Here is a 22,514-nt window from a genome sequence, read left to right as displayed (position 1 = left end):
TCCAGAGCTTAGAGCCATATATTCGCCTTTTGGTGAAATATATTTTCTCTCCATTCACTCTTTATTATACACAAAGAGATGTTCATTTTGTGGAAAACATATTTCTATTATAAACAATTTAGAAATTCTGTGCATAACTGGATAATTTCCCCTAATCCAAATTGTGGTTATCAAACTGTTGTAGTAAAATAGAAGATAAGTATTTCCCCTTTCGCCAAGTTTATAACAACTCAACGATGTAAAATGGGAGTGAATAAAAATGCTAATTAATCCAAAGCTTTTTACACAGAAAAACAATATATTTAAAAATAAAGATCGAAAAGAAGTCGTTTTACCTTATTCAGATGAATACTCATTCTATCACTTCTTAGATAGACATGTTGAAAAAGGAAATAAAATAAAAGTTACATTTATTAATGAAAAAATGGACCATCAATCCCAACTTGTGAATCGAATTTCAAATTGTAAAAATAACATAGACATCATGGAATTGTAATGAAATTTGTGCCTGAACTCCTAATAGCGTTAAAAACAAAAGATATTGCCAAATTAATAGAAATATATAAAGATTCTACTTTACAAGCCTTGTATGCAAGTTATAATGCTGATTTCCAACATGATGAACAATCTCAACATTATGTGTTAGTTGCTTCAACCAGTTCATCCAATCTTGTAAAAAAAGAATATGCAGAAGAGTTCGTTTTAAATGAACTCTTTAGCTTTTTACAAGGCTTCGACCTTTCACCTTATATTGAATCTGCAACTAAATCATTATTATCTTTTGAACTTGAACCAGTTTATAAAGAGGTAGAAAGAATAGAAAATCAAATAGAACTTGGCAAAAAAAGGATGAATACAGTTATTGATTTAATGGATGATCCAACAGCCTGTTTAGACAAGGAATTATTAAAAAGTAAACTTTTGTCTCATCAAGAAGAATTAAATAAAAATAATATAGTCTTAGAAGAACTTACAAAACAGATAAATTTTAAGAAAGTCATACATCCAAGGATGTTATTACTTTTTGTGTCAAAAGATTTAGTGATTTTTATGAAATACTTCCTAACGAAGAGAGAAAATTACTGTTAAATTATATCATTAAGGAAGTTCATGTTCTTAAAGGTGATAGCACCAAGGATCGTAAAATAAAAGACATAATTTATAACTTCAACCAAAATGACTTATCATTAGATTAGGAAAAAGGCAAACTGTCCTTTCTCCTTTTTTATTTTCCATTGTATGATTAATTCAAAGGAGGTAATTAGATGGAGATAAAGAAAGTTGCTATTTATGCACGTGTAAGTACTGAAGAACAAGCATCAGAAGGTTACAGTATATCAGCTCAACTTCAAACCCTTCGTCAATACGCAAATCTTTATGGTTGGGAGATTTCAAATGAATATGTGGATGAAGGAATAAGTGGAAAATCTATTAAAGGCCGCCCTGCAATGCAAAGACTTGTAGCTGATATAGATAAGGGGAAATTTCAAGCAGTATTAGTTTGGAAGATATCACGCCTCTCCCGTAATATGTTAGACACCCTCATTTTACTAGATCAATTTGAAGAAAACGACGTGAAGTTTATTTCTTACTCAGAGAACTTTGACACTGGTAGTCCCATAGGCCGTTTAGTCGTTCAACTTATGGCTTCTATCGCCGAAATGGAACGTAATGCCCTATCAGAAAACGTAAAGCTTGGAATGACACAAAGAGCAAAAGAAGGTTCATGGAATGGAGGTCTTGTATTTGGCTATGATTCAGTAGAGAAAGAACTATTGATAAACCAGAAAGAAGCAGCAATTGTAACTTTAATCTTCGAAAAGTATTCAGAAGGTAAAGGCTTAAAGGCAATAGCTAATTTTCTTAACAAAGCCGGCTATAAGACAAAGCACGATAGACACTTTTCAATCAACGGTATAGCAACAATTTTAGACAATCTAGTTTATATAGGAAAGATAAGATGGTTACAAGTGGAAAATTGGGATAAACGACGGAGGAAAGGGAAAAACCCAAACCCAATTATTGTAGACGGAAAACACGAACCCATTATTACCAACGAGCTTTGGAGTGTTATCCAAGCACGTAGACAAAGTAAATCCTTTAAGCAACGTCAATCAAACGAACCTTTTCTATTAAGTAGTATTCTTCGATGTCCTGATTGTGGCCAAGGAATGGTACCTTCAATTACTACTTCTGTTCGAAAAGATGGGTCAAAATATAAACACCGTTACTACGTCTGTAGTAATTTTCATAATAAAGGATCTTCTGCCTGTAAAGCTAATTCAATTCGAGCTTATGAAGCAGAAGAATCTGTAATTAACCGTTTAAAAGATTTCTTAGCCGATTCCAAACTCTATATCAATACAATTGAGTCTCTAAATAAGAAAACAGTTCAATCGACTATACACAACCAGCACGAATTAGAAAAGTTTGTACAGCAGCTAATAAAAGTTAATACCATGCAAGAAAAGTACATGGAAGCATTTGAACAGAATCTTTTCCCAACTGCAATTTTACAAGAACGTTTACAAAAGCTTTCCATAGAAAAAAAGGGGTTAGAGCAAAAGAAAAATGAACTTAGCATTCAACTAAGTTCATCAGACTCAAAGGTAATTCCACCAGATGTTATTCGTCATTTATTAGAAAAGTTCTTAGGAATTTTCAAACAGTCTTCGCGAGAAAAAAAGAAGCAACTCTTTCAGCTCTTACTAAATAACATAACGATTAAGCATTCTAATGGTCGTTCTAGAACTGTGGATAAAATTGAACTAGATTTTGACTTTTCCGAAGTTAATCTGTCCAAGACCTTTACACTCATCCACATACTGTATCTTGATTCAGAGGAAAGTTCGACTTCAAATCCTGATCTAAACGACAAAATGCCACCTTATTTACAACTTTTTTTGCCTCTATTTATGATACGGTTCCCCCCGATTAATCCGAAACGCCCGATAAACCTGCTCCACCAAAATCAACCGCATCAACTGATGGGGAAATGTCATCTTACTAAACGACAACTTATCATCCGCTCGCTTCAATACCTCGTCACTAAGCCCCAACGATCCACCAATAATAAAAGTAACCTTACTCTTCCCATATGTACCTAATTTATCGATTGTATCTGCTAATTCCTCTGAAGATTTTTGCTTGCCCTCTATCGCTAGTGCAATAACATGTGCATCAGTTGGAACTTTGGTAAGGATTCGTTCTCCTTCTTTTTTCTTCACTTGAAGCATCTCTGCATCACTTAAAATTTCGGGTGCTTTTTCGTCTGGCACCTCGATGATTTCTATTTTAGAATAGCTTGAAAGCCTTTTTGTATATTCTTCGATTCCAAGCTTTAAATATTTTTCTTTTAATTTTCCAACTGTAATAATTGAGATATTCACACGCTTTCCTCACTTTACAAACAAGATATCCACAGAACTTATCCACATATCCACATTTTTAATCCACATATAGTATGGAATCACTTGTTCGCCACCATATATATGGCGTTATTTTTACAATATTCACAGGTTGTTGATAACTTTTCTTCCTCTGAAATTTGTTCCAAAATCGGAAATGTTTCATACTCATTTACAACGGAATCTATTGCTATATCAACGTGTTCAGCACAACTATAAATCATTTTTTCTTCTCCTTTTGCCTCTTGCTATTTTCATTTTTCTAAAAATAATTGTGGATAATATTTTTCCTTGATTTGAATTTTAGTTATCCACACTCCATCTTATCATTCTACCCAAAAACTGCAACCACTCTAACGAAATTCCTCTGCTTTTTCCTATAAAGCCTTACCCACAAGCACTTCATTATTTTTTGAAACAATTTTTTCATCGAGTACATTCTATTTAGCTATAGTATCCCCGTCTAAAAAATTCGTACACAAAAAAAAAGTAGAGCGGCACTAAAAAATGCTTCGCTCTACTTCTTCATATTACATTTGATCTTCCGATAACGTAAGCTCTGTTGTTTCTAGCTTTCCGTTTCGATAATATTTCACATCCATCTTATCGCCGATTTTCTTTTCTGTATATAAATGCTTTCTTAAAGCAATTAAATCGACTATTTCTTCTCCATCTAGTTCCACAATAACATCTAGTTCTTTTAATCCAGCTTTTTGCGCTGGAGAGTTTGGTGAAACATCTTTTATCGCTACACCTGTCGTTACATCATTCGGTAACTTTAATGCTTCTTGCTGATAATAGCCTGGAATATCACTTACCGATTGTAGCTCTACCCCCATATATGGGCGTTGCACTTCACCATGCTGCTCTAAGTCCTCAATAATCGGAATCGCTGAATTAATGGGAATTGCAAGTCCAATTCCCTCTACAGCAGATTCAGCAATCTTCATGCTGTTAATGCCAATAAGCTGTCCTTCAATATTAACAAGGGCACCACCGCTATTTCCAGGATTAATTGCTGCATCGGTTTGAATAACTTCCGATTGCCAATCAGGTGTACCATCTTCATTTATATCGACAGGGATGGTTCTCTGTAACCCAGATATAATCCCTTGTGTCACAGATCCTGAAAATGTTAGGCCTAGAGGGTTTCCAATTGCAATGACCGGCTCACCTGCTTTTAACGTATCCGAGTTCCCAAACTCGGCAACTTTGGTGATTTCACTTGCGTCTACTTCCACTACTGCTAAATCGGTCCAAATATCAGCACCAATTAGCTCAGCACTGATCTTCTTGCCATTTGATAACGTGACCTCAAGCTCTGTTGCCCCTTGTACCACGTGGTTATTTGTAACAATAAATGCTTTCCCGCCACTTTTCTTATATATAACGCCAGAACCTGTACCAGCTTCTTCTGCGGTCGTTTCGTCGGCCCAGAAATTAGAGGACTGTAGATTAGTAATACCGACAACCGAATCTGCAGCTTTATCCACTGCCTTCGTTACATCTGTTTCCACGTTCAACGAAACATTCTGTGTTTTTACCCCCTCAGAATTACTTACTAAACTTCCTGTATCCTCATTACCCGGAAAAATTGCTAAATCCATCAAACGTGGACTTAGTAATAATACCAGTACTGCACCAATAATCGCACCAATAAATCCAGAGAAGAAATATCCCTTTCTTGAGCCTCTCTTTGGTCCATCTCCCCGATTACCATAATCATATACCACAAGCTTCATTCCTTTCCGAAAACATTTATCTAAAATAATTCCTAACCTATATCCTTATTATTTTTCCTTTTTTTCAAAAAAACAAACGAAATACTTAAATAAGTTTCTCTATATAATGCCCAAAAGCATTCCTGACATACTTTCAGTTCTTCCCAGTAAAAAAAGCGAATAACTAAATATCCGCTTTTTTTCTTCCTTTTATATCGCCATTAATTTGGTCGGTATTCTTGGATCGGTATCAAATAAATGAACCTGTTCACCCAAACCAACTCCACGACTTTCTAACGTCTGCCCAACCGACATCCTCGCTAAGTCCTTCATATTATTATCTAAGCTCAAATGAGCGAGATAGATATGCTTTGTGCGATCCCCAATAACTTCGCTCATTGCGATCGCCGCATCCTCATTACAGACATGCCCTACATCACTTAAAATACGTCTTTTAATATTCCATGGATACTTACCCATCCGGAGCATCTGCACATCATGATTGCTTTCAAACACATACGAATCTGCATTGGAAATAATCCCTTTCATGCGATCACTTACATAACCGGTATCTGTGATAAGAACGAGCTTTTTTCCACCTTCATGGAAAACATAAAACATTGGCTCTGCTGCATCATGAGATACACCAAAGGATTCAATCGATAAATCACCAAATGTCTTTACTGTTTCCATATCAAAATGAAATTTCTGTTCGATCGGAATTTCTCCAATTAAAGGATCCATTGCTTTCCATGTTTTTTCATTCGCATAGATAGGTAATTTATATTTTCTTGCTACAATCCCTACCCCTTTTATATGGTCACTATGCTCATGTGTCACTAATATGCCTGTTAAATCACTCATTTTTCGTTCAATGCCCTGAAATAAGCCTTCCATTTGCTTTCCGCTTAATCCTGCATCGACTAAAAAGGAATGTTCTCCTGATTCAACAAAAATGGCATTTCCAGTACTGCCACTTGCGAGAACACTAAAACGCATTTTCTCTCACTCCACTTTCATTTCCTCTGTTTCTGGCTGAATAACTTGTCCATCTAGTGCATTCACATAAAAATCTTCTTCATCCACGGTCACTTTCCACGTAGGTGCAAGCAGCTGTGCAGAAGTATCAAGCTGTGTATAATAGCCTAACTCTACAAAACTTACATACGAATTACTTTCGATGAAATTATTTTTAAATAGGTTAAGAATCACCTCTAGGGGCTGGATAATGAGCTCTTCTTCATCCATTTCTTTAATGTTTTCCAAATACGTCTGGTTATAGGAAACAATTTTGTTCTCTTCATTTACATTAAAGGTAAGCTCTGCTTTAGGGTTTCGATACAATGTTTTTCCAGAATGCTGCTGATAATACTTTATGGTATTTCCTTTCTTTTCCCAAAAGTGATACTCTGCACCGTTAAGCACAGAATTAAGAAGGAAATCCGTTAAATCATCTGGACTAAACTCTTCTTTAATACTAATCGGTTCTACTAAAACCGCCTGAAGGTATATACTATCTCTTACTATAATTTCTTGTCCACTTAATAGACCTTTTTCCAGCTTTTTAATCTCATCATCCGTAAATTTCTTCGACTTTGCTGATAAATATTGATCCTTTTGATTATTTACGGGCAGTTTCTCTTTATCGTATTTAATATCTAATCGTGAAAGTGTTTGTGTTGGTGGCTCTGTTGTAGAGTCATCAGCACGCTGGTATTCCTTGATCTTTACGTATTCATAAATTAAATATACGTCTAATAATAAAAAGGCAATAATAAATATGGTCTTTATCTTACTCCAGTCCATCTAAGTTGCCCCCTGTTCCTTCCGAATATAAGGTATACCATTTATGATCATATTGGTAAAACCAGGTTGGCTGTAAAGAAACGATATTTTGCGAATCGACCTGCATATCGTATCCGATCACAATATTCTGGAGTTTTTCTGTCTTCAACTTTTTATTACTTTGAAGATATTGTAAAACCTCTTCTCCTGATGAGACATTCTCTTTCGAAAAATCAAACGGAGTAGTTGTGCTGATAATAACTAAATTACTTGTTAAAAGGCGCTTTGCCTTATTATTTTCCCAGTATAATCGAATATCGGATATTTCCGTTTTTAAATTAAATACAGGCATTCCATTTGTATTATATAAACGAAAAGTGATTTTTCTATCTTCATCTCGACCGACATAGAGATAGTCATTAATCCAGCCACCTCGCTGATTAATCAGCTCGATGCTATTATTAATAATATGATTTTGAGTCATTTCATTCGAAATGCCTGAAGGTTTAAAGAAGCTAACAATATGGGTATCTTTATATATTCGTAATAACCCCGAATCATCTGTATACTCTTCCCAATTCGTTAGAATTTCTTTTTGCGCAATACTTGGATCAGTAAATAACGCTCTCTTCATACGAATAGACTCAATTTGTCGCGTAAAATACTTGTATTTATTTACTTCCTTCTTCCCATTTGGCAAGTAGATTAAATACTGATTATTTGGTTTATAGGAGAAATAAGTGGAATACACTGTTTTTTCCGCATACACATTTTCTTTCAATTTATTAAGCTGTTCTAAATCTTTTGCATGTATCGTTGTTTCATATACTTTCTCTGTTTCTTTAGACAGAAAATAAACAGTTCCATCCTTATAAGAAAACAAAATGGTATCAAAATCAAAGGAATTATCTTGGTCTATGCTTAAAATATCTTTATAAATACGAAAAGGGACTTGTCCCGGAAATCTTATTTCTAAACTATTATCCTGTTCTTCTAAGAAATTGGCTATACCATCAACACTTGAAGTCACATTGCAAAAGTCTGCATATTCAAACTCTTTAAGCTTATTGATAATAGCATCTATTTCGACCTTTGAAATTGTACCATAATGTATGCCATCGATGTGTTGGTAAATTTCGTCTGGTTTTACTACTTCACTTACTTCCTTTTTATCCCCTAATTTCTCTTGTGCCATAGTCGAGCTACTATTACCAATCGCATCAAATTCTCCAACTTGGTCTGTCCAAAGGAGATAATATAATAACACACTTAATGCAACGAGAAAGACTAATATGCCGCTTTTTACACTTTCATATTTCATCCCCAATCATCCTCTTCAGATTGAATATACGGTAGGGTGAAAGATATTTTTGTTCCTTTTCCTTCCTTACTGGATGCCCAAATTCTTCCCCCATGTGCTTCTACCATTTCTTTTGCGATGGCCAGACCAAGTCCTGTTCCACCAAGCTTACGTGTTCTCGCTTTATCGACACGATAGAAACGATCAAATATTTTATCGATATTTTCTTTTGGAATACCAACACCATTATCGGATACACTTACAATAATTTGCTGCTCCTGCTCCTTTATAGAAAAAGTGATTTTCCCACCTTCAGGAGAATACTTCAGTGCATTAGAAATGATATTATCTAGTACTTGTGTCAATTTATCTTCATCAATTTCCACAAATGCTGCTTTCTTCGGTAATTTTCTTAAAAAGATAACATTTTGTTGTTTTGTCAATTCAAAACGATCGATAATGCGATTATAAAATACGATAAAGTCAACCAGTTCTTTATTTAGCTGATAATCACGGCTATCTAATTTGGAAAGCTGTAATAAATCATTTACAAGACGTATCATACGCTCTGTTTCATTTTGCGTAACATTCAAGAATTTTGGAGCTAATTCTTCATCTTTCCATGCGCCATCATATAATGCCTCCACATAACTGCGCATCGTCGTTAATGGTGTCCGCAATTCATGGGAAACATTCGCTACAAATTCTTTTCTTTCCATATCAATTTTTTCTTGTTCGGTAATATCATGGAGAACTGTAATTAAACCATTCACAAATCCTGTCTCTTTTTGGATAACGGAAAAATTTGCCCGTAATATATAGGGCTCATAATGGGTACTATAATCCAAAATAACCGATTCTCTTTCCTCTAATAACTCCTCAAATGTATATTTTTCTTTTAGATCAAGAAGATTAATAATCGGCTCAGAAAGTACTGTTTCACGTGAAACATCTAGCATCTTTGCAGCTGGTTCATTAATAAGGATAATTCGCCCTCTTCTATCTGTCGCAATGACCCCATCTGTCATATAGGCTAAAACAGAAGAGAGTTTTCTTCTTTCACTTTCTGTTGTTGCCTGTGATTCTTGAAGCTTCTTTGTCAAATTATTAAAAGTGATTGCCAGCTGACCAATTTCATCAAACCCATACACTTTAACCTTTCGAGAGAAATTCCCCTTTGATAAGGCGAAAGCATGCTTTTGCATATCGGATATTGGCTTTGTAATTGTTCTTGCTAATAGCACTCCTAAAATGGCGGTAACAACTAACGTGATAATGGTTCCTTTTTGAAAGATTTGATTAATCTTATCAATTTGTTTATATACATTTTCAATTTTGCCCACTAAATAAATGGCTCCGACTGTTTCATCACCATTTGTTTTTATAGGCGTAATCAACTCATAGATTTTTTCTCCATTTTTCTGCTTGATCGGATTATCTGGTTGTGAAGAATTAGAGAGAACCCGTCTTACCGAAATATCGACCATTTTTTGCCCAACTAAATGTTGATTTTCCGGATCAGAAGTTCCAACTATAATGCCATTACTATCAACAACCCTGATTTCTTTAATATCAGATGAATTATTATCACTTAGAATTCTTTTTATATCATCTTCTAACGTGGCATCGCCCTTTTCCACAACTCTTTCCTTTACAAGCTGCTCTTCTAAATAAATCGATAAAATATTGACTTTTTCTTGAATTGATATTTTAAAACTGTCCAATAGCGTTGTCTGCAATGTCTTTACAAAATAGACGCCGATAATCTGGATAGAAATGAGAATAAGCAAAACAATAACTAATACAAGTTTTAAATGAATGGAACGAAAAAAACTTACTTTTTTCATTAATACATTTACTCCTGCTCAGGATTTCTTAAGTAATAGCCAACGCCTCTTCTTGTCACGATCCAAGTTGGGTGACTAGGATTATCCTCAATTTTCTCTCTTAGCCTTCTTACGGTTACGTCTACTGTGCGTACATCCCCATAATAATCATAACCCCATACAGTCTGAAGCAAGTGCTCTCTTGTCATAACTTGTCCGATATGTTTTGCTAAATAATATAGTAATTCGAACTCACGATGAGTCAGTTCAATCATTTCTCCTCTTTTCGATACGATATAAGCATCTGGATGAATAATGAGTGAACCAACCTCAATTTCATTAGATTCTTTCTCTTCTTCTGCAGCAGAAGAAACTTGCTGATGTCGTCTAAGATTTGCCTTTACACGTGCAATCAGTTCTCTCGTGCTAAAAGGCTTTGTTACGTAATCATCTGCTCCTAATTCTAAGCCTAATACCTTATCTATCTCTGAATCCTTAGCCGTTAACATAATGATCGGCATTTCATATTTCTTTCTGACTTCACGGCATACTTCCATTCCATCTCTTTGCGGCAACATGATATCTAGCAATACTAAATCTGGCTGAATCTCTTCCACCTTTTCCAAAGCCTCATTGCCATCATAAGCACAATAAACCTCAAAGCCCTCTTTCTTTAAATTAAACTGCAAAATATCAGCAATTGGTTTTTCATCATCTACAACTAAAATCTTTTTATTCATTCAGTTAATCTCCTTATATCAAGTTTATCTATCGTCATATATCATACTTTTATTGTTTACTTCTACTGTCTACTTTACCATTTTAAATTTATATAATCACTTTTTTTCTATTATAAGCTTATTCCCCATTAACAAGCAGTCAGAATATCCTTTAAAGATGAATTAAATAGTCTCGGGTCTAAATCAGAGTCTTTCATAATTATCCCCTTCCCATCTAAAACTGCTCCAAATAAAAAAGACAGTGAAGCTTTTCTATTAGCCCACTGAATCATTCCTTCCATACTGGATTATAAACCCTCTTAGGGAGGATTGTTATTTTTAATTATTATCTATCCGCTGTGAGGCATACTAGGCTGCTATATATGTCTTCTTTCCTATCGCAAACTATTGGATAGCCCTTTATTTTATTATAGGAAAAAAATAAAGCGGTAGATAGCCATTTTTTTGAAACCTTTTATGCTAGACAATCGTCTATATAGATGAGTTTCATTTTCCCTTAATTTTGGCAAGGCTATCCTTCTGCAAAGAATGGATTACCTTGTCTTTTTTTATCTATAATAGGCCTCTACTTACTCTATCTTCTTAAAAGTTAAATAGGCTCTTCAATTTCTACTTATTCACATAACTCATAAGGAAGAAGACATATACATTTACTTTAACATACATATACAAGGAAAGACGATTTGCTATTATATTGTAATAAAATTGTTGCTTAATTTTCATGTTTAGTGGAATTTTGTAATAGAAGCGATTCTATAGAAGGTTATTTACAGGGAAATAATAGGGCATAAAAAAAACAACGATTATTTCGTTGTGATGAAAAATTAAGGTGGCTCAGGACGGAATCGAACCGCCGACACAAGGATTTTCAGTCCTTTGCTCTACCGACTGAGCTACTGAGCCAAACTATTGTGACAAATGCTTACTAGCTCTAATTACTTAAGCAAAAGTCGGATTTCTTACTTGTCTTCGATATGTATTAGATAAAAAATATATATTAAATATGCAAATGCATAGGAAGAAAAAATGGCGGTCCGGACGGGACTCGAACCCGCGACCTCCTGCGTGACAGGCAGGCATTCTAACCAACTGAACTACCGGACCATTTTATACTATGAAATATCTTTACTAAGATATTATGACCCATACGGGATTCGAACCCGTGTTACCGCCGTGAAAGGGCGGTGTCTTAACCGCTTGACCAATGGGCCGTGATTGATATCTATAATGGTGAGCCATGGAGGATTCGAACCTCCGACCCTCTGATTAAAAGTCAGATGCTCTACCGACTGAGCTAATGGCTCATATAAGATGAGCTGTCTCGTTTGTTTTTGTCATTTGCGACGCTTTTTATATTATCATATTAACAAAATAAAAAGCAATACTTTTTTTTAAAGTTTTTTAAAAAATATTTTTTATTTTGTCTTTAACTACTTTTCCTTTTAAAATGACTATTTTTACATACTTTTTTCTTATAAAGTAGTTCGTGCCATTACGCTCTCGATTTTAAATAAACTAAAAATCATACGAAATTATTTAAAATTTAATAATACCCAGTTACCTCTTTTTCAAACGAAAATCTCAAGGTTCTTACATAATCAAATATCTGCTTAATTAAAGGCCGTTCTAAGAACGGCCTTTATTATGATGATTAGTTTTGTCTCCATGGGCTGTGTACAACATTTGTTTGTGTACGGTCTGGACCTACAGAGAAAATAGACAATGGAATACCTGTCAACTGTGCAACTCTTTCTAAATAATGACGTGCATTAGCAGGAAGCTCACTTAGTGTTTTACAGCCAGTAATATCTTCTGTCCAGCCTGGTAGCTCTTCATATACTGGTTCACATTCTGCAAGTACTTTAAGGCTTGCTGGGAACTCCTCCATCACTTCACCTTTATATTTATAAGCAACACAAATTTTTAATGTTTCAATTCCTGTTAAAACATCAATAGAATTTAAAGAAAGATCTGTAATACCGCTAACACGACGAGCATGGCGAACAACTACACTGTCAAACCACCCAACACGACGTGGTCTACCAGTAGTTGTTCCATATTCACGACCAACTTCTCTAATTTGATGTCCAATATCATTATTTAATTCTGTTGGGAAAGGACCGTCACCAACTCTTGTTGTATACGCCTTTGATACACCAACTACATGTTTAATTTTCGTTGGACCTACACCAGAACCAATTGTTACGCCTCCAGCGACTGGGTTAGAAGAAGTAACAAACGGATAAGTACCTTGGTCAATATCAAGCATTACCCCTTGAGCACCTTCAAAAAGAACTCTGCGACCTTCATCTAAAGCATCATTTAGAACAACAGAAGTGTCACAAACATATTTCTTAATTTGTTGCCCATACTCATAATACTCATTTAAAATATCTTCTAATTTAAAGCCTTCCGTTTCATAAATACGCTCTAATAGACGATTTTTTTCAACTAAGTTTCTTGCAAGTTTTTCTTCAAATACTTCTCTATCTAATAAATCAGCAATACGGATACCAATACGTGCAGCTTTATCCATATAAGCTGGCCCAATTCCTTTTTTCGTTGTACCAATTTTATTAGCACCTTTGCTTTCTTCCTCTACTTCATCTAATTTTAAATGATATGGAAGAATGACATGGGCACGATTACTAATTCTTAAGTTATCTGTATTGACATTACGATCATGTAAGTATTTTAATTCTTCAATGATTGCCTTTGGATCAACAACCATTCCGTTTCCAACAACACTAATTTTTTCTTTATAAAATATCCCAGATGGAATTAAGTGTAATTTATATGTTTCGCCATTAAACTTAATTGTGTGACCTGCATTGTTACCACCCTGGTAACGTGCAATCACTTCTGCATTTTCAGATAGGAAATCGGTAATCTTACCTTTTCCTTCGTCTCCCCATTGCGTTCCTACCACCACTACTGATGACATATCCTAGAGCACCTCCACAGGTTTCTATATCTTTTTATTATATCCTTAATCAAACATTCCTATTTTACCAACTTTTTAACATAAAAGTCAATCAAACACGAACAATCTTTTTATTTAATTAATGTTATGTTCGTAAAATTAGATAGATTATTTGACCTAAATTAGTAGTATTTACTTTTACTAACGCTTTTTATCCATCTAAAAATAGCATAAAAAAAGATTAGTAGTTTGAAATCTACTAATCTTTTTTTGCTATGCTCCAGTTGGCATCGCTCCATCTTCAAAACGCCGTTCTAGGTTTACGAATTTATTGTATTCCTTTACAAAGGCTAGCTGTACAGTTCCAGTTGGACCGTTACGCTGTTTAGCAATAATGATTTCGATAATATTCTTACTTTCTGATTCCTTATCATAGTAGTCATCACGGTATAAGAAGGCTACAATATCTGCATCCTGCTCAATACTTCCTGATTCCCTGATATCGGACATCATCGGGCGCTTATCTTGTCTTTGTTCTACACCACGTGAGAGCTGTGACAAGGCAATTACAGGTACTTGAAGCTCACGAGCAAGCTGTTTTAAAGAACGAGAAATTTCCGATACCTCTTGCTGTCTATTTTCACCTGCTCGTCCACTTCCCAAGATTAGCTGTAGGTAATCAATTAATATCATTCCTAAGCCATGTTCCTGTTTTAAACGGCGGCATTTCGCTCTTATATCGGTAATCTTTACCCCTGGTGTATCATCAATGAAAATACCAGCATTGGATAAGCTTCCCATTGCCATTGTAAGCTTGCCCCAGTCCTCGTCTGTCAATGATCCAGTACGTAAACGCTGGGCATCTATATTCCCTTCTGCGCAAAGCATACGCATTACAAGCTGCTCTGCCCCCATCTCCAAACTAAAAATCGCTACATTTTCGCCTGTTTTTACAGCAACATTCTGAGCGATATTTAAGGCAAAGGCTGTTTTACCAACCGATGGTCTTGCTCCAACAATAATTAAGTCATTTCGCTGAAATCCAGCTGTCATTTTATCAAGTTCAGCAAATCCTGTTGCTATCCCGGTTATATCGCCTTTGCGATTATGCATTTCTTCAATATTATCATATGTCCGAACAAGAACATCTTTAATATTATGAAATGCTCCAGCATTTTTCCGTTGCGCTACTTCTAAAATATTCTTTTCTGCTTCACTTAATAAAGCTTCTACTTCATCTTCACGTGAATATCCATCCTGTGCGATGTTTGTTGCTGTTCGAATCAATCGGCGAAGCAAAGACTTTTCTTCTACGATCTTTGCATAGTACTCTATATTGGCAGCGGTCGGCACAGAAGCCGCTAGCTCACTTAAATAGCTAACTCCGCCCGTATCCTCTAAGTTATTAGTTGTGGCTAATTCGGATGTTACTGTAATTAAATCGACTGCTTTTCCTTCATCACTTAATTTAAGCATTGTCGAATAGATTCTTTGATGTGCACCTCTATAAAAATCTTCTGGTATCAGAATTTCAGAAGCTAATGTTAAGCTTTGTGGTTCAAGAAATATAGCCCCTAATACAGCTTGTTCTGCCTCAATATTTTGAGGGGGCATTCGATCATTTAAGATTTCGGTCAATCTATAAAACCTCCTTAAAATGAGAGGATATGATTAATAACATAGCCTAGGTTAAAAAAGCAACAATCTATGCAAAAAGTCCTTCCATTTGAAGAAAGGTGTTTTCGTATCAGCTGTGCCTTTTCTCTTTTTTCTAGTTTCCTATTAAAAACAGTCAAACAAAAAATGTGACCAGTTAAACCTGCATCACATTTTCTTAAGCTTATTCTATTTTAACATGTTTAGCGCTAAATGGAACTTCCAATATTAGCTTAATTCTTTCACATGTACATTTAATGTTGCTGACACTTCATGGTGAAGCTTCACTGGAACCTTTGTAACTCCTAGTGAACGAATTGCATCATTTAACTCAATTTTTCTTTTATCAATTTTGATTTGATGTTTTTTATTTAATTCATCTGCAATCTGCTTGCTTGTAATCGATCCAAACAATCTGCCGCCCTCACCAGATTTTGCATGCAGCTCAACAGTTACTTTTTCTAGCTTTTCTTTTAATTCTTTTGCTTGATTTAGCTCTTCAATTGCTTGTTTCTCTTCTTTTTTCTTTTGAGCATTTAACGTGCTAACCGCTGAAGCATTAGCTTCTACAGCTAAGCCTTGTTTTAAAAGAAAGTTATGTGCATAACCATCAGCAACGTTTTTAACTTCTCCTTTTTTTCCCTTACCTTTTACATCTTTTAGAAAAATTACTTTCATTCTTTTCTTCTCCCTTCAAAATACTCATCAATTGCTAATTTTAGCCTTGCCTCTACTTCTTCCATTGGCATATTTGAAAGCTGTGTAGCTGCATTTGTTAAATGGCCACCACCATGTAGACTTTCCATAATAATTTGAACATTAATTTCTCCTAAAGAACGAGCACTTATCCCAATCATCGTTTCCCCTCTAGGCGCTATTACAAAGGAGGCAATAATACCATCCATTGTTAATAGAGTGTCAGCCGTCTGTGCAATTAACACGCCATCGACAGCTTCTTCTTCCTTCGCTATGGCTATTGCAATTCCTTCTTTATAGAATTGCACATTTTCGATAATTTTCGCTCTTTTAACATAGTTTTCAATGTCTTCTTTTAGGAATTTTTGTACAAGTACTGTATCTGCGCCCTGTCCTCGCAAATAAGAAGCTGCATCGAATGTCCGTGCTCCTGTTCTAAGAGTAAAGCTTTTCGTATCAACAATGATCCCAGCTAAAAGGGCCGTTGCTTCCAACATTTCAATTTTAACACTTTTCGGCTGATATTCTAGTAATTCTGTAACAAGTTCTGCCGTTGAAGAAGCATATGGTTCCATATAGACAAGCAGCGGATTTTCAATAAATTCCTCACCACGACGGTGATGGTCAATTACTACTACATCTTCTATTTTATTTAATAAGTGCTCTTCAATCACTAAAGAAGGCTTATGTGTGTCTACCACTACTAGTAAAGTATCGCCAGTTGCTATTTCTAAAGCTTGATCAGGCGTGATAAACTTTGTAAACAGAGACTCTTGCCTTTTAATTTCTTCCATCAATCTTCTAACAGCTGTATCTATTTCTTGAAAGTTTATTACTATATATGCTTCCTTTTGATTCATTTGAGCTACTTTATGTATCCCAATTGCTGCACCAATTGCATCCATATCAGGATTCTTATGCCCCATTATGATAACTTTATCACTTTCTAACACTAATTCCTTTAAAGCATGGGAAATGACCCTTGCTCTTACTCTTGTTCGCTTTTCTACGGGATTAGTTTTGCCTCCATAAAACTTTACTTTACCATTCGGTTGCTTAATCGCAACCTGATCTCCGCCTCTTCCTAAGGCTAAATCAAGACTAGATTGAGCAATATTCCCTAGTTCTGGTAAAGAGGAAACACCAGCTCCAACTCCAATACTTAGTGTTAAAGGAACATTCTGTTTTGTAGTTAATTCTCGAACATCGTCTAGTATGGTGAATTTCCCTTTTTCCAAGCTTTGTAGAATATGTTCATTAAAAATAGCAATGAACCGATCAGAAGAAATCCGTTTTAATAAGACGCCATTATCTGTAGCCCATTTATTTAAAATTGCTGTAACACTATTATTAATGCTACTTCTTGCTTGATCATCCATACCTTGTGTTAAATCATCATAATTGTCTAAAAAGATAATTGCAATGGCAGTACGTTCATCTTCATAAAGCTTCTCGATCTCTGTTTGTTCTGTAACATCAAAAAAGTATAATAAGCGCTCTTCCACTTTATGAATAACACGGAACTTTCTTTCATGCAATGTAATGATTTCCGTTTCTACTTCTTGCTTAATTAAAGGAATAATCGATGGAGAAACATCATACAAAGATCTTCCTACAAGTGTATCCTCTGTAAAACAAGATGCTAAAAAGGGATTTGTCCATTCAATATAATAATCATCATTTATAAGCATAATTCCTATTGGCATTTCCATTAATGCCTCTTCCCCCACTTTTTTAACGCGGTAAGAGAGAGTGGTTATATACTCTTCTGTTTCCTTTTTTTGACGACTATCCATTCGTAAAATAAAATAAAAAGGAATTGCAAAAAGGAATAACCCAATTAAGGAAAATACCCAGTTATAAAAAGAGAGGATTCCAAGCATGATAGTGGTAATACCTATTAAGCATATTAATGGATACCGTATGGACCCTTTCTCTAAAAAAGTAGGCAATTTTTCTCCTCCTAAAACTCGTGAGATTTTCAAATAATCCTTACTATGTATTCATTAAACCTGATAATATTATACCCCATAAAACTAAATTAAAATATAAAAAGGTCTATCCCCCTATCTGTTACTTAAAATAAGAGATGAAATACATTTCAATTTTCAATTTTTTTATTCGCAAACTTCTGTAACCTTAGAACATTCGCTTTCTAAAACTTGATTGGCCTTTTACCCATTTTTCGAAATAGTTTTTATGAGGAAGGGGTTTACACCCTTAACTAGTATTTTACTACCATTCCTTCTCTTCTTCAATGAAGTTAATTAGAAGAAATAAGAGGAGTAGGAAGAAAAACATTTATGTTTATAGAAAAGAAGAAACTTCACATAATCCTTAGATGATACAAATAAGGGAGTGATATAGAAATAGTACATATATAGACTATTTCCCCTTTAATATAATACAAAAACCCTATTAAACAAAAGTCTAATAGGGTTTTTTATAGGCTAATTATTCTCCACTTACGTATGGTAGTAAAGCCATAGTACGTGCACGTTTAATAGCAATCGTTAATTTACGTTGGTATTTAGCGCTTGTACCAGTTACACGACGAGGTAAAATTTTACCGCGTTCTGAGATGAATTTTTTAAGTAAGTCTACATCTTTATAATCGATGTTAGTGATACCGTTAGCTGTAAAGTAACATACTTTACGACGCTTAGCACGGCCACCTCTGCGTCCACCCATTGCCATGAGATTAACCTCCTTTTTATTATCAAAACTAGTTTTTAGAATGGTAAATCGTCATCTGAAATATCGATTTGTCCGCTATTTGCAAATGGATCTTCATCCACTCTTGTATAATCTTGATTGTTTCTATTTGTTTGAGGTCGCTGATTCTGATAATTATTTGATCCTCCAAAAGGATTATCTTGTTCTCTTGGTGCCCCATAATTCATGTTGTCACTTCTATTATTACCAGAGCTGTTTCTAGGTTCTAAGAACTGAACACTTTCTGCTAATACTTCTGTTACATACACGCGTTTTCCGTCTTGTCCATCATAGCTACGAGTTTGAATACGACCATCAACACCTGCTAAACTTCCTTTTTTCAAGAAATTAGCTACGTTTTCTGCTGGTTTTCTCCAAATAACACAGTTAATAAAGTCCGCTTCTCTTTCTCCTTGCTGGTTTGTAAACGTACGGTTTACTGCAAGTGTGAAAGATGCAACAGCAACTCCACTCGGTGTATAACGTAGATCTGGATCCTTCGTTAGACGGCCAACAAGAACTACCCGATTCATCATCAGTTTCAACTCCCTTCCATTTTAAATGTTTCACGTGAAACACTATTTATATATTATTTTGCTTCTTCTTTAACTACGATGTGGCGAATGATATCTTCGTTGATCTTAGCTAAACGAGAGAATTCTTCAACCGCTACAGGTGCAGCGTTAATTTTTACTAATTGATAGTAACCATCGCGGAAATCATTGATTTCATATGCAAGACGACGTTTACCCCACTCTTTTGCTTCTGCTAATTCCGCTCCATTATCTGTAAGGATAGCGTTGAAACGCTCAACAAGAGCTTTCTTAGCCTCATCTTCAATATTTGGACGGATGATGTACATAATTTCGTACTTTTTCATCACTTTCACCTCCTTTTGGTCTAGACGGCCCGTTATTGGGCAAGGAGCAACTATACATTACTCACAATGTAAAAGTATAGCATACTTCATAATAAATAGCAATGTACTAAAAATAGTCGATTCTTATTTATTTTGCATACTCCTGTAAACTATCTAAGATATGAGTATACTTACTTTTAAGCATACTTTTCATTTAGCTTTTGACGAGAATATATCACTTCATAGTAATCACTTAATAGTCCTTCAAAAATAGTATCCCATGATTGCGTTAACGCATAGTTTCTAGCTTCTATCCCCATCCGTAATCGCATCATTTCATCCTCTAATAATTCGCTAATAGCTTGAACAAAGCTCTCAGCATTTTGTTTTTCGCATATTTTTCCATTTACCTTATTAATGACAAAATCCTTTACCCCACCGGCATTGGCAACAATTGCTGGCGTTCCGCTAGACATAGCTTCTAACACGACATTGCCGAAGGTTTCTGTATAAGATGGGAAAACAAAAAGGTCTGCTCCTGCATATATCATTGCCAATTCTTCCCCCTTTATATAACCGGTCAAGGTAATGTTTTTTTGCTCTTGTTCCTTTTCTCTCCAAGCCTCCTTATTTGGTCCATCCCCCACTATTAACCAATGGACAGAATTATTTATATTAGAGGTCCTATTAATGATCTTATTTAATGTGTCTAGGTCTTTCTCTGGAGCTAATCTGCCTACATACAATAAAATATGTTTTTCTTTGATTCGATATTTTTTCTTAATTTGTTCTTTAGCTTCTGTATTAGGCTTAAATAACTTGGAATCAATTCCCCTCCCCCAAACCTTTAAGTCACTAAAATGTAACGATTCTAATTTTCTTTGTGTGTCTTTGCTTGGAACAAATATTTTTTCGGTTGATTGGTGGAACCATTTTAAATATTTCCATAAAAATGGCTCTAACAAGGAGGCATGGTAATATTTAAGATATTGATCAAAATTAGTATGGTAAGAGGATACAACAGGGATATCTAACTTTTTGGCAGCAAACATCCCATATAACCCCATCATATATGGTGTTGCTAGATGAATAAGATCTGGTTTAAACTGGTTTAAATTTTTTTCTATTTTCTTAGGATTAGCTATTACAGTTCGACACTCCGGATAAAGAAAAAATGGAAGGCTCGGAAATTGGTTGATATTAGGATATGTAGAAGAAGTTTTGTTTTCTGGAGAATATACTTGATAGGATATTTGCTTTTTTTCCAAATGATTAGTTAGTCTCTTTAATGTTTGTGCAACACCATTCACTTGAGGAAAATAAGTGTCTGAAAAAATCGCGATTTTCAAAAACCTCACTCCCTTTTTATCATGCTGTTTTAAGTTAATTTAATTTTACCACTGCAATACTTGGGGAATTTTAAATAAATGTAAAAAGAATGTACATTTATTTCTTTCCACTTCCTTTTTTAAAATGATAGAACTTTAGAAACATCCTATCCGACCTCCCCCTATAAAATAAAAAAACCACCCAAAAAAGATTAGCCAGCCTCTTTTTCAATTGAAATAGAAAGAGCTGCATTAATCTTTTTATGAGTGATCTTTTCTTACTTATTGAATTATACGTTGAAACGGAAATGAATAATGTCACCGTCTCTAACTACATATTCTTTTCCTTCTAAACGGACTTTCCCAGCTTCCTTAGCAGCAACCATATTTCCACTTGCTAATAAATCATCATAAGAAACAGTTTCCGCACGGATGAAGCCTCTTTCGAAATCTGAATGAATAATCCCTGCACATTGTGGTGCTTTCATTCCTTGTACAAATGTCCAAGCACGTACTTCTTGTACACCAGCAGTAAAGTATGTTGCAAGTCCAAGAAGATGGTAAGCAGCACGAATTAGCTGATCTAAACCAGACTCTTCGATTCCAAGCTCTTGAAGGAACATTTCCTTTTCTTCCCCTTCAAGCTCTGCAATTTCTTCTTCGATTTTTGCACAAATGACAATTACTTCTGCATTTTCATTTGCAGCAAATGCTTTCACGAGCTTCACATATTCATTATTCGCTGCATCGGCGATTTCATCTTCGCCTACATTTGCTACGTACAATACAGGTTTAATAGTTAAAAGATGCAGTCCTTTAGCAATTTTCGCCTGTTCATCTGTAAATTCTACTGTTCTAGCAGGTTTTTCCTCTTCAAAAGCAGCTTTTAATAATTCTAACACTTCTAATTCCGCAACAGCTTCTTTATCTTTTTGCTTCGCCATTTTACCAACTCGGCCAATTCTTTTTTCTACAGACTCTAAATCAGCCAGAATCAGCTCTAAATTGATTGTTTCTATATCAGAAATAGGATCCACTTTTCCAGATACATGCGTAATATTATCATCTGCAAAACAACGTACTACTTGGCAAATAGCATCTACTTCACGAATATGAGATAAGAATTTATTACCAAGGCCTTCCCCTTTACTTGCCCCTTTTACAATTCCGGCAATATCTGTAAATTCAAAAGTTGTAGGTACTGTTTTTTTCGGTTGTACTAACTCTGTTAACTTTGTTAAACGTTGATCTGGTACTTCTACTATTCCGACGTTTGGATCAATCGTACAGAACGGATAGTTTGCTGATTCTGCACCAGCTTGTGTAATTGCATTAAATAATGTAGATTTACCAACATTAGGTAAACCCACTATTCCAGCAGTTAACGCCATTATGCCACTCCCTTATATAAACTTTCTTCTTCTATCGTACAAAATAGAAAGTAATTTCATTATTATTATAAACCTCTAACAATTATAGTTTTAACGAGGGAAAAAGACAAGTAGTCTTCCTTCTCCCTCCACTTAAAAGAAGCTGGGACATAAGTATTTTCAACCAA

Annotated in this window: 19 protein-coding genes, 4 tRNA genes and 1 pseudogene; 3 read left to right on the top strand and 21 right to left on the bottom strand. The window is 35.0% G+C overall.

Annotated features, from left to right (window positions below; all coding sequences use genetic code 11):
- Positions 1-259: 259 nt before the first annotated feature.
- The 3 genes and pseudogenes from NST60_RS11480 to NST60_RS11470 all read left to right on the top strand — a co-directional run.
- A complete protein-coding gene (locus tag NST60_RS11480) occupies positions 260-496 on the top strand; it encodes a hypothetical protein (RefSeq protein ID WP_341098800.1) in 237 nt (78 codons plus the stop codon).
- Positions 496-1,089, top strand: a complete 594-nt coding sequence (locus tag NST60_RS11475; RefSeq protein WP_341098799.1) for a hypothetical protein — start codon at positions 496-498, stop codon at positions 1,087-1,089. The genes NST60_RS11480 and NST60_RS11475 overlap by 1 nt, the downstream gene beginning before the upstream one ends.
- A gap of 176 nt (positions 1,090-1,265) precedes the next feature.
- A pseudogene (locus NST60_RS11470) lies at positions 1,266-2,318 on the top strand (recombinase family protein); the annotation flags it as partial.
- A 591-nt stretch (positions 2,319-2,909) separates the two neighbouring features.
- On the opposite strand, the gene rlmH reads toward NST60_RS11470, so the two are convergent.
- The 21 genes from rlmH to ychF form a co-directional block, all read right to left on the bottom strand.
- The gene (gene rlmH / locus NST60_RS11465; protein ID WP_341098798.1) at positions 2,910-3,389 is read right to left on the bottom strand and encodes a 23S rRNA (pseudouridine(1915)-N(3))-methyltransferase RlmH; all 480 of its coding nucleotides are present in this window, start codon (positions 3,387-3,389) and stop codon (positions 2,910-2,912) included.
- An 80-nt stretch (positions 3,390-3,469) separates the two neighbouring features.
- Complete coding sequence (locus tag NST60_RS11460) at positions 3,470-3,631, bottom strand: CxxH/CxxC protein (RefSeq protein WP_016201499.1); 162 nt, start codon at positions 3,629-3,631, stop codon at positions 3,470-3,472.
- Positions 3,632-3,937: 306 nt separating this feature from the next.
- Positions 3,938-5,149 (bottom strand): S1C family serine protease, encoded by a 1,212-nt coding sequence (locus NST60_RS11455; protein WP_341098797.1) that lies wholly within the window; start codon positions 5,147-5,149, stop codon positions 3,938-3,940.
- A gap of 189 nt (positions 5,150-5,338) precedes the next feature.
- A complete protein-coding gene (locus NST60_RS11450) occupies positions 5,339-6,127 on the bottom strand; it encodes an MBL fold metallo-hydrolase (protein WP_016201497.1) in 789 nt (262 codons plus the stop codon).
- A 6-nt stretch (positions 6,128-6,133) separates the two neighbouring features.
- Entirely contained in the window at positions 6,134-6,934 is an 801-nt protein-coding gene (locus NST60_RS11445) for a two-component system regulatory protein YycI (RefSeq protein ID WP_341098796.1), read from the bottom strand.
- On the bottom strand, positions 6,921-8,234 hold the full coding sequence (locus NST60_RS11440; protein ID WP_341098795.1) for a YycH family regulatory protein: 1,314 nt from the start codon (positions 8,232-8,234) through the stop codon (positions 6,921-6,923). The genes NST60_RS11445 and NST60_RS11440 overlap by 14 nt, the downstream gene beginning before the upstream one ends.
- A complete protein-coding gene (gene walK / locus NST60_RS11435) occupies positions 8,231-10,060 on the bottom strand; it encodes a cell wall metabolism sensor histidine kinase WalK (protein ID WP_016201494.1) in 1,830 nt (609 codons plus the stop codon). The genes NST60_RS11440 and walK overlap by 4 nt, the downstream gene beginning before the upstream one ends.
- Positions 10,061-10,068: 8 nt before the next feature.
- The gene (yycF, locus tag NST60_RS11430) at positions 10,069-10,779 is read right to left on the bottom strand and encodes a response regulator YycF (RefSeq protein ID WP_016201493.1); all 711 of its coding nucleotides are present in this window, start codon (positions 10,777-10,779) and stop codon (positions 10,069-10,071) included.
- An 830-nt stretch (positions 10,780-11,609) separates the two neighbouring features.
- Positions 11,610-11,682: transfer RNA gene (locus tag NST60_RS11425), tRNA-Phe, on the bottom strand.
- A 124-nt stretch (positions 11,683-11,806) separates the two neighbouring features.
- Positions 11,807-11,883, bottom strand: a tRNA-Asp gene (locus NST60_RS11420).
- A gap of 35 nt (positions 11,884-11,918) precedes the next feature.
- Positions 11,919-11,990 (bottom strand) — tRNA-Glu (locus NST60_RS11415).
- Positions 11,991-12,007: 17 nt separating this feature from the next.
- Positions 12,008-12,083: transfer RNA gene (locus NST60_RS11410), tRNA-Lys, on the bottom strand.
- Between the two features lie 347 nt (positions 12,084-12,430).
- A complete protein-coding gene (locus tag NST60_RS11405; protein WP_016201492.1) occupies positions 12,431-13,723 on the bottom strand; it encodes an adenylosuccinate synthase in 1,293 nt (430 codons plus the stop codon).
- A 252-nt stretch (positions 13,724-13,975) separates the two neighbouring features.
- Entirely contained in the window at positions 13,976-15,340 is a 1,365-nt protein-coding gene (dnaB, locus tag NST60_RS11400; protein ID WP_016201491.1) for a replicative DNA helicase, read from the bottom strand.
- 246 nt (positions 15,341-15,586) lie between these two features.
- Positions 15,587-16,036: a 50S ribosomal protein L9 gene (gene rplI, locus NST60_RS11395; protein ID WP_101729004.1), complete on the bottom strand. Its 450-nt coding sequence runs from the start codon at positions 16,034-16,036 to the stop codon at positions 15,587-15,589.
- Positions 16,033-18,006, bottom strand: a complete 1,974-nt coding sequence (locus NST60_RS11390; protein ID WP_101729005.1) for a DHH family phosphoesterase — start codon at positions 18,004-18,006, stop codon at positions 16,033-16,035. The genes rplI and NST60_RS11390 overlap by 4 nt, the downstream gene beginning before the upstream one ends.
- Positions 18,007-18,508: 502 nt before the next feature.
- Entirely contained in the window at positions 18,509-18,745 is a 237-nt protein-coding gene (rpsR, locus tag NST60_RS11385) for a 30S ribosomal protein S18 (RefSeq protein WP_016201488.1), read from the bottom strand.
- 41 nt (positions 18,746-18,786) lie between these two features.
- The gene (gene ssb, locus NST60_RS11380) at positions 18,787-19,305 is read right to left on the bottom strand and encodes a single-stranded DNA-binding protein (protein WP_016201487.1); all 519 of its coding nucleotides are present in this window, start codon (positions 19,303-19,305) and stop codon (positions 18,787-18,789) included.
- Positions 19,306-19,358: 53 nt separating this feature from the next.
- Positions 19,359-19,649, bottom strand: coding sequence for a 30S ribosomal protein S6 (gene rpsF, locus NST60_RS11375; RefSeq protein ID WP_016201486.1), 291 nt, complete (start codon positions 19,647-19,649; stop codon positions 19,359-19,361).
- A gap of 176 nt (positions 19,650-19,825) precedes the next feature.
- The gene (locus tag NST60_RS11370) at positions 19,826-20,977 is read right to left on the bottom strand and encodes a glycosyltransferase family 4 protein (protein WP_341098794.1); all 1,152 of its coding nucleotides are present in this window, start codon (positions 20,975-20,977) and stop codon (positions 19,826-19,828) included.
- A gap of 269 nt (positions 20,978-21,246) precedes the next feature.
- The gene (ychF, locus tag NST60_RS11365) at positions 21,247-22,347 is read right to left on the bottom strand and encodes a redox-regulated ATPase YchF (RefSeq protein WP_341098793.1); all 1,101 of its coding nucleotides are present in this window, start codon (positions 22,345-22,347) and stop codon (positions 21,247-21,249) included.
- Positions 22,348-22,514: the final 167 nt, after the last annotated feature.

The sequence above is a fragment of the Niallia sp. FSL W8-1348 genome, from assembly GCF_038006745.1.
GTDB classification, from domain to species: domain Bacteria; phylum Bacillota; class Bacilli; order Bacillales; family Cytobacillaceae; genus Niallia; species Niallia alba.
The sequence above is the reverse complement of the archived record's forward strand: the minus strand, read 5'-3'. Positions and strand labels throughout refer to the sequence as shown.

Coding starts and splice junctions, on each gene's coding strand:
- NST60_RS11445 (WP_341098796.1), bottom strand. CDS start 6,934: ATGGACTGGAGTAAGATAAAGACCATATTTATTATTGCCTTTTTATTA.
- NST60_RS11440 (WP_341098795.1), bottom strand. CDS start 8,234: ATGAAATATGAAAGTGTAAAAAGCGGCATATTAGTCTTTCTCGTTGCA.
- NST60_RS11480 (WP_341098800.1), top strand. CDS start 260: ATGCTAATTAATCCAAAGCTTTTTACACAGAAAAACAATATATTTAAA.
- NST60_RS11405 (WP_016201492.1), bottom strand. CDS start 13,723: ATGTCATCAGTAGTGGTGGTAGGAACGCAATGGGGAGACGAAGGAAAA.
- rplI (WP_101729004.1), bottom strand. CDS start 16,036: ATGAAAGTAATTTTTCTAAAAGATGTAAAAGGTAAGGGAAAAAAAGGA.
- rpsR (WP_016201488.1), bottom strand. CDS start 18,745: ATGGGTGGACGCAGAGGTGGCCGTGCTAAGCGTCGTAAAGTATGTTAC.
- NST60_RS11450 (WP_016201497.1), bottom strand. CDS start 6,127: ATGCGTTTTAGTGTTCTCGCAAGTGGCAGTACTGGAAATGCCATTTTT.
- ychF (WP_341098793.1), bottom strand. CDS start 22,347: ATGGCGTTAACTGCTGGAATAGTGGGTTTACCTAATGTTGGTAAATCT.
- NST60_RS11460 (WP_016201499.1), bottom strand. CDS start 3,631: ATGATTTATAGTTGTGCTGAACACGTTGATATAGCAATAGATTCCGTT.
- ssb (WP_016201487.1), bottom strand. CDS start 19,305: ATGATGAATCGGGTAGTTCTTGTTGGCCGTCTAACGAAGGATCCAGAT.
- walK (WP_016201494.1), bottom strand. CDS start 10,060: ATGAAAAAAGTAAGTTTTTTTCGTTCCATTCATTTAAAACTTGTATTA.
- yycF (WP_016201493.1), bottom strand. CDS start 10,779: ATGAATAAAAAGATTTTAGTTGTAGATGATGAAAAACCAATTGCTGAT.
- NST60_RS11455 (WP_341098797.1), bottom strand. CDS start 5,149: ATGAAGCTTGTGGTATATGATTATGGTAATCGGGGAGATGGACCAAAG.
- NST60_RS11475 (WP_341098799.1), top strand. CDS start 496: ATGAAATTTGTGCCTGAACTCCTAATAGCGTTAAAAACAAAAGATATT.
- rpsF (WP_016201486.1), bottom strand. CDS start 19,649: ATGAAAAAGTACGAAATTATGTACATCATCCGTCCAAATATTGAAGAT.